The organism is Streptomyces sp. NPDC101219 (genome assembly GCF_044767675.1).
Classification (GTDB): Bacteria; Actinomycetota; Actinomycetes; order Streptomycetales; family Streptomycetaceae; genus Streptomyces.
The window spans coordinates 420,810-431,785 of record NZ_JBIWOK010000007.1 but is presented as its reverse complement, the minus strand read 5'-3'; the positions used below and the strand labels follow the sequence as shown (position 1 = coordinate 431,785).

General features: G+C 74.2%; 7 protein-coding genes. 4 read left to right on the top strand and 3 right to left on the bottom strand.

Annotated features, from left to right (window positions below; translation table 11 throughout):
* Window positions 1-409: 409 nt before the first annotated feature.
* Together ACIRPP_RS17135 and ptsP are read left to right on the top strand one after the other, a co-directional pair.
* The gene (locus ACIRPP_RS17135; protein WP_403643031.1) at window positions 410-859 is read left to right on the top strand and encodes a PTS glucose transporter subunit IIA; all 450 of its coding nucleotides are present in this window, start codon (window positions 410-412) and stop codon (window positions 857-859) included.
* 89 nt (window positions 860-948) lie between these two features.
* Window positions 949-2,619, top strand: a complete 1,671-nt coding sequence (gene ptsP / locus ACIRPP_RS17130; RefSeq protein WP_403643029.1) for a phosphoenolpyruvate--protein phosphotransferase — start codon at window positions 949-951, stop codon at window positions 2,617-2,619.
* Window positions 2,620-2,734: 115 nt separating this feature from the next.
* On the opposite strand, the gene ACIRPP_RS17125 is transcribed toward ptsP, so the two are convergent.
* Window positions 2,735-3,625: a hypothetical protein gene (locus ACIRPP_RS17125; RefSeq protein WP_403643026.1), complete on the bottom strand. Its 891-nt coding sequence runs from the start codon at window positions 3,623-3,625 to the stop codon at window positions 2,735-2,737.
* Window positions 3,626-3,647: 22 nt separating this feature from the next.
* Window positions 3,648-4,931 carry an MFS transporter gene (locus ACIRPP_RS17120; protein WP_403643023.1) on the bottom strand — a complete coding sequence of 428 codons (1,284 nt, stop codon included), beginning with the start codon at window positions 4,929-4,931 and terminating at the stop codon, window positions 3,648-3,650.
* 54 nt (window positions 4,932-4,985) lie between these two features.
* Here ACIRPP_RS17120 and ACIRPP_RS17115 point away from each other — a divergent pair, with 54 nt between their 5' ends.
* Window positions 4,986-6,305: an aminotransferase class I/II-fold pyridoxal phosphate-dependent enzyme gene (locus ACIRPP_RS17115; protein ID WP_403643020.1), complete on the top strand. Its 1,320-nt coding sequence runs from the start codon at window positions 4,986-4,988 to the stop codon at window positions 6,303-6,305.
* A gap of 108 nt (window positions 6,306-6,413) precedes the next feature.
* Here ACIRPP_RS17115 and ACIRPP_RS17110 read toward each other — a convergent pair whose 3' ends face one another.
* Complete coding sequence (locus tag ACIRPP_RS17110) at window positions 6,414-8,381, bottom strand: acetoacetate--CoA ligase (protein ID WP_403643017.1); 1,968 nt, start codon at window positions 8,379-8,381, stop codon at window positions 6,414-6,416.
* A 212-nt stretch (window positions 8,382-8,593) separates the two neighbouring features.
* Between ACIRPP_RS17110 and ACIRPP_RS17105 the strand changes: the two genes are divergently transcribed.
* Entirely contained in the window at window positions 8,594-10,957 is a 2,364-nt protein-coding gene (locus tag ACIRPP_RS17105) for a glycoside hydrolase family 31 protein (RefSeq protein ID WP_403643014.1), read from the top strand.
* Window positions 10,958-10,976 lie beyond the last annotated feature (19 nt).

The window sequence follows — 10,976 nt, the reverse complement described above, 5'->3', positions numbered from 1 at the left end:
ACTTTTGGCACGCTGTTGAGTTCTCAAGGAACGGACGCTTCCTTCGTACTCACCCTCTCGGGCTTTCCTCCGGGCGCTTCCCTTCGGTGTTTCCGACTCTATCAGCACTTTTCCGGCCCTTTGACCACCCTCCCGCGAGCACGCAGAAGAGGATCCCCGGAGTAGGATCTGACGAGTTGGTTTGCCTGCCGGGCAGGACGCACGTTCGCATCCCTCAGCCCCAAGCAGGAGTCACGACTGTACACGGGGTCGCGGACCACGCGCAAATCCATTAGGGTGATGTGGTCTAGACCTCTAATCCGGATCTTCCGCCCGGAACCGGTACGTCCTATGACATACCCTGCTGCAGTGCGCGGTCCGGGACAGGTAGTGGCCGCGCTTCTCCAGATCTCCACCCGGGAGGCTTCCCATGACCACCGTGACGTCCCCGCTCTCAGGACGGGCCATCGGACTGGCAGCTGTGCCCGATCCCGTCTTCTCCGGGGCCATGGTCGGCCCGGGTACCGCGATCGATCCCGTACGGGAGCCCTCCACGGCCGTCTCCCCCGTGGACGGTGTCATCGTCTCGCTGCACCCGCACGCCTTCGTCGTCGTCGACGGCGGTGGACACGGCGTCCTCACCCACCTCGGCATCGACACGGTGCAGCTGAACGGCGAGGGTTTCGAACTCCTCGTCAACAAGGGCGACACGGTCACCCGGGGCCAGAGCATCGTGCGCTGGGACCCCGCCGCCGTCGAGGCCGCCGGCAAGTCCCCGGTGTGCCCGGTGGTGGCGCTGGAAGCCGGTGCCGACGTGCTCTCCGAGCTGCGCGAGGACGGCGACGTGGCGGCCGGGGACACCCTCTTCCTCTGGAAGTGATGACCGCGGTGCCGGCGCTCCTGGCGTTTACGTAAGAACGACAACCAACGCTGCGGCCGGGTGCGCCGCACTATTCGGAGACGGGTGAGATGGAGACAACGCTGCAGGGTGTGGGCGTGAGCCACGGCGTGGCGATCGGCGAGGTGCGGCACATGGGTACGGCCGTGCTCGAACCGCCGGCCAGGCAGATCACGGCCGACGAGGCCGAGCGTGAGCAGGGGAGGGCTCGCAAGGCCGTGGAGGCGGTCGCCGCCGACCTGATGGCGCGCGGCAATCTGGCGGGCGGCGAGGCCCAGGCGGTGCTCGAGGCGCAGGCCATGATGGCGCAGGACCCCGAGCTGATGACGGACGTGGAGCGGCGCATCACCGGCGGGAGCACCGCTGAGCGGGCGGTGTACGACGCGTTCGCGGCCTACCGTGAGCTGCTGGCCGGAGCCGGTGAGTACATGGCCGGCCGGGTGGCCGACCTGGACGACGTGCGCAACCGCATCGTCGCCCGGCTGCTGGGCGTGCCGATGCCGGGCGTTCCGGACAGCGACGAGCCGTACGTCCTCGTGGCCCGTGACCTCGCTCCCGCGGACACCGCGCTGCTCGATCCGACGCTGGTGCTCGGTTTCGTGACGGAGGAGGGCGGGCCCACCAGTCACAGCGCCATCCTGGCGCGGGCACTCGGGGTGCCCGCCGTGGTGGCCCTGCCGGGCGCCGGTGAGCTCGCCGAGGGCACGGTGATCGCGGTGGACGGCAGCTCCGGCGAGATCTTCGTGAATCCGAGCGAGGAAAAGAAGGCGCAGCTGGAGGCCGCGGCGGCCGAGCGCCGGGCGGCGCTGGAGGCGGCGACGGGCCCGGGGGCGACCTCCGACGGGCACAAGGTGCCGCTGCTCGCCAACATCGGTGGTCCCGCCGATGTGGCGGCGGCCGTGGAGGCGGGTGCCGAGGGCGTCGGTCTCTTCCGTACGGAGTTCCTCTTCCTGGACGACAGCAAGAACGCCCCGTCCAAGGAGAAGCAGGTCGCGGCGTACCGGCAGGTGCTGGAGGCGTTCCCCGACGGCCGGGTCGTCGTGCGGGTGCTGGACGCGGGTGCGGACAAGCCGCTGGACTTCCTGACCCCGGGCGACGAGCCGAACCCCGCCCTGGGCGTGCGGGGCCTGCGGACGCTGCTCGACCACCCGGAGGTGCTGCGGACGCAGCTGTCCGCGCTGGCCGAGGCCGCCGAGGGGCTGTCGGTGTACCTCGAGGTGATGGCGCCGATGGTGGCCGACCGCGCGGATGCCCGGGCCTTCGCCGAGGCCTGCCGGGAGGCGGGTCTGCGGGCGAAGATCGGTGCGATGGTCGAGATCCCGTCGGCCGCCCTGCGGGCGCGGTCCATCCTGCAGGAGGTGGAGTTCCTCTCGCTGGGCACGAACGATCTGGCGCAGTACACGTTCGCCGCCGACCGGCAGGTGGGTGCGGTGTCGCGGCTGCAGGACCCGTGGCAGCCCGCGCTGCTCGACCTGGTGGCGCTGTCCGCGGAGGCGGCGCGGGCCGAGGGCAAGAGCTGCGGTGTCTGCGGTGAGGCGGCGTCCGATCCGCTGCTCGCGTGTGTGCTGACCGGTCTGGGTGTCACCTCTCTTTCCATGGGTGCGGCGTCCATCCCCTATGTACGGGCGACGCTGGCGAAGTACACGCTGGCGCAGTGCGAGCGGGCCGCGTCGGCAGCTCGGGCGGCGGACAGTGCCGACGAGGCGCGCAGCGCCGCCCGGTCGGTGCTGTCGGGCGAGTAGTCCGTCCGTCAGCAGGTTGCAGGTCGGCGGGTCGCTCACGCGGCCGGCGAATGGGGTGCTCCCGTGGCCGGGAGTGCCCCTTCGCCGTGTGCGGGCCGGGTAGCGGTGGCGGGTGTCAGTGGCCGTGGGCCGGGCCCGCTCCGCTGTCGCCCAGGTCGGGTGCTGCGCAGTAGTCGACGTTGGACTCGGGGGCGATGAGGTCTCCGGATTGCACGTCGGTGCAGTAGGCGTCGAAGACCTCGCCGGCCGTGAGCGGGACGAGGCCGTAGCCGCGCAGTCGCCAGCCGTGGACGCGGTCGGGGGCGCCGGGTGTGCTGACCCGCACGACGAGTCCGCCCGGGCTGTGGGTGGCGAGTCCGACGGCGAGGACGGCGGTGAACTCCAGTGCCTCGGCCTCGTCCAGGTCCGGCCGGCCGTCGTGGTCGTCGGCGTGGAGGACGGCGAGGAGTGTCTCGGCGGGCCCGGAGACGCTGCACACCAGGTGCAGGTGGCCGGGCGGGGCGGTGTCCAGGATGCGGGTGAGCAGGTGAGAAGCGCGGGCGTGGGCCGCGCGGCCCAGGTCCTCGCCGCAGGTGGTGCAGGGGCCCAGGCGGGCGAGGAGGGAGGCGGCGTACTCCCAGGTCGCCTGCCGGACGCTCTCGTCTACGAGAGTGGGGACGAGGGCGGACAGGGATTCGCCGTCGTAGGGGACGGCGGGGCCGGTGGCGGCGAGTTCCGCGGTGAAGCGGGTGCGGCTGGTGTGGCTGTCCGGGTCGAGGCCGCCGCGCGCGCAGTAGTCGGCGTACTCCTCGGGGTCGAAGAGGGTCAGGGTGGTGTGGCCGCCCTGGAGGGCGCGGGTCCGTAGGACGGCCTCCACGTGCCTGAGGTAGGTGGCGTGGTCCTGGAAGGCGAAGCTGCGGTAGCGCCGCATGGCGCGGAAGTCGTGTTCGTCGGTGAGCAGGCCGATGGTGCCCGCGATCTCACGGCGCAGGGCGCGTCGCAGGGTCCGGTGGTCGGTGTGTGCCATGTGTCCCCCTGTGCACGGTCGGTCAATGCTCACTCACCGTAGTCGGGGGCACTGACAGTGGGGTCCGGGTGAGGCGGTCGCGCACCAGCCGGTGCTGAACCAGGCAGGTCGCGGCGATGGTGGTGCCGAAGGCGGCCCAGCCGAGGGGGCCGACGGCGATGGCGGTGGTGACCGTGAGCGGGCCGATGCTGCGCTGGGCGGCCTGGGCGAGGCCGTGTGCTCCGAGGTAGGAGCCCTGGGCGGCCTCGGGTGCGAGGGCGACGGAGAGTTCCCAGGAGACGGTGGCGTGGAGCATCTCGGCGACGGTGAACGCGACGGCGGCGGCGGTGAGGAAGAGGGTGGCGGCGACGGCTCCGTCGGCGGTGGAGAGGGCGAGGGTGATGCCGCCGAGGCAGAAGAGGCCACTGAGGGGCAGCAGGAGGGTGCGGGCTGCCGCGGTGGTGGCGCCGAAGCGGGCCAGGGGGACCTGGAGGGCCACGACCATCACGTTGTTGAGCACCATCAGCAGGGGGGCCAGGCCGTGCGGGGCGTCCGTGGCGTGGACGATCCACAGCGGGAGGCCCACCTTGAAGACCGCGTCGTCGAGGAAGAGGACGGTCTCGGTGGCGACGTAGGCGAGATAGGTGCGGTCGCGCCAGGGACTGGCCGGGCGGGTCGCGGGGGCGTCGTCGCGGGAGGTGGTGACGGTGCGGGAGGTGGTGACGGTGCGGGAGGCGGACGGGGGTTCGCCGCAGCGCAGGGTGAGCAGGGCGCAGGCGAGGAAGGACAGGCCGTCTCCGACGAGGAGCCACTGGTAGGCGGCGGAGTCGTTGAGGGCGAGGGCGGCTGCCGCGGCGAGGCCGCCGAGGGCCCAGCCCGCGTTGGCGACGGTGCGCTGGATGGCCTGGTACCGGACGCGGTCGGGGCCGGCGATGCGGGTGGCGTACAGCTTGGTGAGGACGTTCCCGGCGCGGTCGCCGAGGCTGCCGACGGCGCAGAAGGCGAGGAGCAGGGCGAAGTCGTCGGTGGTGAGCAGGGCGAGGGCGGCGAGGGCGCGCACGGTCTGGACGACGATCAGCACGCGCGTGAGGGGAAAGCGGTCGGCGATGTGGCCGGCCAGCGGCGAGCCGATGATGCCGACGGCTCCGGCGACGGCGACGAGGGTGCCGATCCGGGCGACGGAGAGGTGGGAGACGTAGGTGAAGTAGAGGACGGACACGGAGGTCCACAGGCCGCTGCCGATGCGGTCGACGAGGGCGATGGTGACCATGCGGCGGCCGTCCGGGCCGCCGGGAACGCGTTCGGACCAGATGACTGCGCGGCGCACCGGATGCACTGCTCCCCCTTGCGTCAAATTATGTATTGATACATAATTCATTCTGTGGCATCACAATATGCGATCAGTGGGACGACAGCCAAGGGAATTGCCGCATCGGTCGAACGCGGCGTGGCCGAGGGCGCTTTGGGGCCGGGCACCGCGCTGCCCCCGGTGCGGCGGCTGGCGGAGGAACTGGGCGTCAGCCCGGGGACGGTCGCCACGGCGTACAAGGAGCTGCGACGGCGCGGCATCGTCGTCACGCGCGGGCGCGGCGGGACGGTGGTCGCACCGGCGCCCGCCGTGGCGTCACGACGTCCGCCGCGCGTCCCGGAGGGCGTGCGGGACCTGGCCGGGGGGCACCCCGACCCCGCTCTGCTTCCCGGGCCGGTCCCTCCCGGGGGCCTGGCCCTCGACGCCCGCTCGCACCGGGCCACGCCCCGGCTGGCCAAGCTGGAACAGGCGGTGCGGGAGCTGCTGGAACCCGACGGCGTGCCCGTGGCGCACGTGAGCTTCGCCCACGGGGCACTGGATCTGATCGGACGGCTGCTGTCCGTGGAGCTGCGTCCCGGGGACGCGGTGGCCATGGAGGACCCCGGCTACCACCATCTGCTGGATCTGCTCACCGCGCTCGGGCTGCGGGCGGTGCCGGTGGCGGTGGACGACGAGGGCATGCGGCCGGACGCGCTGCGGGCGGCACTGCGGGCCGGGGTGCGCTGCGTGGTGTGCAGTCCGCGCGCCCAGAACCCGCGGGGCGGTCACTTCTCCGCGGCCCGCAGGGACGCGCTGGCGGAGCTTCTTCGGGGGCATGCGGACGTGCTGGTCGTCGAGAACGACCACGCCTCCGCCGTCGCCGGGGCCCCGCTGCACACGCTGGCCGCCGCCGGTCTGCCGCGGTGGGTGCACGTGCGGACGGTGAGCAAGTTCCTGGGCGCCGACCTGCGGTGGGCCGCGGCGGCCGGCGACCCCGTCACCCAGGCCCGGCACGACGGCCGGATGCTGCTGACGTCGGGCTGGGTCAGCCACCTGCTGCAGGAGGTCCTGCACGGCCTGCTGACCGACGACGGCACGCGTGCCCTGGTGGCGCGCGCCGGGGAGACGTACGCCCTGCGTCGCACCGCGCTGCTGCGCGAGCTCGGCACGCGCGGCATCGAGGCGCACGGGGCGAGCGGGCTGAACGTGTGGGTGCCGGTCCGGGACGAGTCGGCGGTGGTCAACGGGCTGCGGTCGTACGGCTGGTGGGTCGCGGCCGGGGCCCGTTTCCGGCTGTCGTCCCCGCCGGGCGTGCGGATCAGCACGGCCGCGCTGGAGCCGGCCGACGCGGTGCGCCTGGCCTCGGACTTCGCCGCTGTGCTCGGTGAGTCCGAGGCCACGTACGGGGGATGACGTGCCCCGCCCGGCTGTGCCGCGCCGGGTCGTGCTGCACCCGGCCGTGCCGCGCCCGGTCGTGCCCCGCCCGGCCGTGCCGCGCCCGGTCGTGGTGCACCCGGCCGCTCAGGCGCGTTTGCGGGCCAGGTCCTCGTAGAAGGCCAGGAGGTCGAGGTTGTCGATGGAGCCGGGGTTGACCGCCTTCTCCAGCGGGGTGCCCTGCAGGAGCCGTTTGACCGGGACCTCGATGCGCTTGCCGGTGAGGGTGTGCGGGATCCCGGGCACCTCGATGACCTCGTCCGGGACGTGGCGCGGTGACAGTTCCCGGCGGATGGTCCGCTTGATGCGGTCCAGCAGGTCGTCGTCGAGCGTGGCCCCGGGGGCCAGGTGGACGAACAGGGGCATCCAGTAGCCGCCGTCGGGCTGTTCGATGCCGATGACGAGCGATTCCCTGATCTCGGGCAGCCGCTCCACCGCCTCGTAGATGTCGGCGGACCCCATGCGCACGCCCTGCCGGTTGAGCGTGGAGTCCGAGCGGCCGTGGATGATCACCGAGCCGCGCGAGGTGACGGTGATCCAGTCGCCGTGCCGCCAGACGCCGGGATAGACGTCGAAGTAGCTGTCGTGGTAGCGGCTGCCGTCCGGGTCGTTCCAGAAGTGGACGGGCATCGACGGCATGGGGTTGGTGACGACGAGCTCGCCGACCTCGTCGGTCAGGGGCCGGCCTGCCGGGTCCCAGGACTGCAGGTCGGTGCCCAGGCAGGCGGCCTGGAGCTCGCCCACGTACACCGGCAGCGTGGGCACGGCGCCGGCGAAGCAGGAGCAGACGTCGGTGCCGCCGCTGACGGAGGCGATCCACAGGTCGTCGCGCACCTCGTCGTGGAGCCACTGGAAGCCGTCGGGCGGGAGCGGCGAGCCGGTGGTGGCGACGCACTGCACCGCGGACAGGTCGAAGTCGCGCGCGGGGTGCACGCCGGCCTTGCGGCAGGCCATCACGTAGGCGGCGGACGTGCCGTACAGGGTGGCCCCGGTGCGTTCGGCGATCCGCCACTGGGCCGCCGTGTCCGGGTAGCCGGGGCTGCCGTCGTACAGGACGATCGTCGTGCCGGTGAGGAGGCCGGAGACGAGGAAGTTCCACATCATCCAGCCGGTCGAGGTGTACCAGAAGAAGCGGTCGTCCGGCCCCAGGTCGCAGTGCAGGCCGAGCTGCTTGAGGTGTTCCAGCAGGATGCCGCCCTGCGACTGGACGATCGCCTTGGGCAGGCCGGTGGTGCCGGAGGAGTAGAGCACCCACAGGGGGTGGTCGAAGGGCACCTGGTCGAAGACCGGTTCGGTGTCGGCGGAGGTGAGGGACGACCAGTCCAGCGCACCGTCGGGGGCGTCGGTGCCCAGCAGCGGGATGTGCACGACGGCCCGCAGGGTGGGCAGCTCGCGGCGCAGCTCGGCGACGACGTCCCGGCGGTCGTGCTCCTTGCCGCCGTAGCGGTATCCGTCGACGGTGAACAGGACGACCGGTTCGACCTGCTGGAAGCGGTCGAGCACGCTGCGGGCGCCGAAGTCGGGCGCGCAGGACGTCCACACGCCGCCCACGGCGGCCGTGGCGAGGAAGGCGACGACGGCCTGGGGGACGTTGGGCAGGTAGCCGCTGACACGGTCTCCCGGGCGTACGCCCAGGGCCCGCAGCTCGGCGGCCAGGGATCCGACCTGCCGGCTGAGCTCGGCCCAGGTGACGGGGCGCGGCTCGTGGGTCTCGTCCACATGGAGCAGGGCGGGGGCGTCGGGCCGGTCCGCGGCCGCGCGCAGGGCGTGTTCGGCGTAGTTGAGTGTCGCGCCGGGGAACCACTGGGCGCCCGGCATGGAGCGGTCCGCGAGCACGCGGTCGGGCGGCGTCGAGAAACGGACGTCGAACCACTGTGCGACGGCTGCCCAGAAGGTCTCGAGCTCCTCCACCGACCAGCGGTGCAGGGCCGCGTACCCGCCCTCGGCGGGGGCACCGTGGTGCCGGGCGGCCCAGGCCTGGAACTCGGTGATCCGCGCGCGGGCGATGCGTTCCGGATCGGGCTGCCAGAGGGGCAGGGCATTCGCGGTCGACATGGGGCGGCTCCCGGACTGTGCGCATGGTGTGCGTCCCGCGCGCACGGGCTGGGGTGTGCGCGTGACGCGGCTGACAGGGACGATGCCATGTGATCGACTTCCGCACCAGGGTGCCCCTCACACACGCCGTGTCGTGGGATGTGCTCCGCCCGTGGATGAACGGCAGTTGAACGGCACGCCCGCGGGCAGCGGCGAGTGGCAGGGTGAGCAGCATGGACGGTCGTGACCTGGTGCGTTCGGTGAGGGCGGTCGGCTCGATGGGCCCGGCTCAGGGGTTGCGCGCCGTACGGGCGGCGTGGCGCAGGCACCGCGCCGACGCCACCGGACTGCCGCGGCGCGGCCCCGAGCGGGCGCGCGCGCCGGGCGCGGTCCGGGAGGGGGTGCCCGGGCCGGGCGGCGGGGTCGTCCGGTTCGCCCGCTCCGAGCTGCGCGTGCTGGTCACGGGGAGCGGGGCGGTCTTCCTGGGCTGGGACGGGGCGGGGCCCGAACCGTCGTACGCGCTGGCCGGACCGTGTCCCGAGCCGGATCCGCGGGCGGTGCTCGAACCGGACACGGACGGCGGCTGGCGGGTCGTGGCCGAGCGGGTGACCGTCGCCGTGTCCCGCCAGGGCGCCGTGGACGTGCTCACCCCCGGAGGGGTGCTGCTGCGCCGGGAAATGCCGCCCCGGTGGTGGGAGCCGGCCGGCGGTGGCCCGGCCCGCTGGATGCAGCGCTCGGAGGTGGCGGCCGACGCCCGGTTCTTCGGGCTCGGCGGGCGGGCGCCGGGGCCCCGGCTGCGCTCCGGCCGGTACCGGCTGTGGAACACCGGCCCGCGCCCCGGCGGGACCGGGGACGGTCCGCCGCCCTGCACGATGCCGGTCCAGGTGGTGGTGGCCGACGCGGGCACCCATCTGGTCTTCCACGACAACCCGTGGGACGGCACGGTGACGCTGCTGGAGGGAGAGGAGGGCCGTGGCTCGGGGCACGACCGGCCCGGGACGAGCGAGCTGCGCATGGCGGGCGGCCCGCTGCGCTGCTGGGTGATGGCGGGCACGCCCGCGCGCGTGCTGCTGGCCTGGGCCTCCCTGAGCGGGGCGCCCGCGGTCCCGCCCGGGTGGGCGTTCGGCCACCATCTCGCGGGGGCCGGTGCGGGCGGTGCGGAGGAGGTCCGCCGGATCGTGGCCGGGCACCGGGAGCACGGGCTGCCGCTCGACGCCGTGCACCTGGACTCCGGCCGGCCCGGCGCGCGTGAGGTGTTCACCGTCGGCCGGGACCGGTTCCCCGCGCTGCCGGAGCTGGCGGACGAGCTGCGACAGGACGGCGTCCGGCTGGTGTCGGCGGTCCGCCCCGCGGTCGGTGCCGGGCCGGGCGGCTCCGTCCACGACCGCGGTGCGGCCGGGGACGTCTTCGTGCGGGACGCGGCGGGGACCGTGGTGCGGGGTGTGGGCGCGGCCGGGGAGGCCGTCTTCCCCGACCTCACCGACGCGCGCGTGCGGGACTGGTGGGGCGGTCTGTACGCGGAGCCGCTCGCGCTGGGATGCGCGGGCTTCTGGCACGAGGGGGACGAGCCGACGTCGCTCACCGCGTTCGGTGAGGCGACGCTGCCCCGGTCGGCGCGGCACGCCCTGGACGGCGCCGGCGGGGATCATCGCGAGGCGCACAACGTGTACGCGCTGTCCATGGCCCGGGCGGCGTACGAAGGGCTGCGGCGGCTGGTGCCCGACGAGCGGCCGTGCGTGGTGTCGCGCGCCGGGTGGGCCGGCCAGCAGCGGTACGGGGGCGTCCGCTCGGGGCCGGTGGCGGCGGGCTGGCCGGGGCTGCGGGCGTCGCTGGCGGTGGTCCTGGGCCTCGGCCTGTGCGGGGTGCCCCTGGCGGGCGCGGACGTCGGAGGGACCGGCGACGCGCCGTCCCCCGAGCTGTACGTGCGGTGGCTGCAGCTCGGCGCGCATCTGCCGTTGCTGCGCACCCACGCGGTCCCGCGCGAGGGGCGCCCGCACACCGGCGGGTCCGGCGTCGACGTGGTGGCCCTCGCCCGGGCGGCGCTGCTCGAACGGCGTCGTCTGCAGCCGTACTTCATGACGCTGGCGCACCTGGCCCGGCGCACGGGGGCGCCGCCGGTGCGGCCCCTGTGGTGGGCGACGCCGGAGGACCGCGCCCTGCGGGACTGCGAGGATGCCTTCCTGCTGGGCGACGCCCTGCTGGTGGCGCCGGTGACGGCTCCCGGCACCGTGCGCCGCACCGTGCCCCTGCCGCGCGGGCGCTGGTACGACACAGCGACGGAGCGGGCGTACGAGGGCCCGGCCCGGGTGGCGGCCGACGCGCCGCTGGAGCGGATACCGGTGTTCGCCCGGGCCGGCGCGGTGCTGCCCGTGCGGGGGCCGCGCGGCGGGCTGGAACTGGAGGTCTGGGCGCCCGCCCGGGGCCGGAGCGGGGGCGGCACGGTGCTGCCGGACACCGGGGACGGGTGGAAGGAGCCGGAGCCGGAGCGGTACACCACCCGGTGGGCGGGCTCCCGGGTCGTCGTCGAGCGCGAGGGGGACGACGGTGCCGGGCCCCCGCCCCATCCGGTGCGGCTGCGCGGGGTGGAGGCGGGCTGACGCGCGGCGGGACGCCCGC

Coding starts and splice junctions, on each gene's coding strand:
- ACIRPP_RS17135 (WP_403643031.1), top strand. CDS start 410: ATGACCACCGTGACGTCCCCGCTCTCAGGACGGGCCATCGGACTGGCA.
- ptsP (WP_403643029.1), top strand. CDS start 949: ATGGAGACAACGCTGCAGGGTGTGGGCGTGAGCCACGGCGTGGCGATC.
- ACIRPP_RS17125 (WP_403643026.1), bottom strand. CDS start 3,625: ATGGCACACACCGACCACCGGACCCTGCGACGCGCCCTGCGCCGTGAG.
- ACIRPP_RS17110 (WP_403643017.1), bottom strand. CDS start 8,381: ATGTCGACCGCGAATGCCCTGCCCCTCTGGCAGCCCGATCCGGAACGC.
- ACIRPP_RS17105 (WP_403643014.1), top strand. CDS start 8,594: ATGGACGGTCGTGACCTGGTGCGTTCGGTGAGGGCGGTCGGCTCGATG.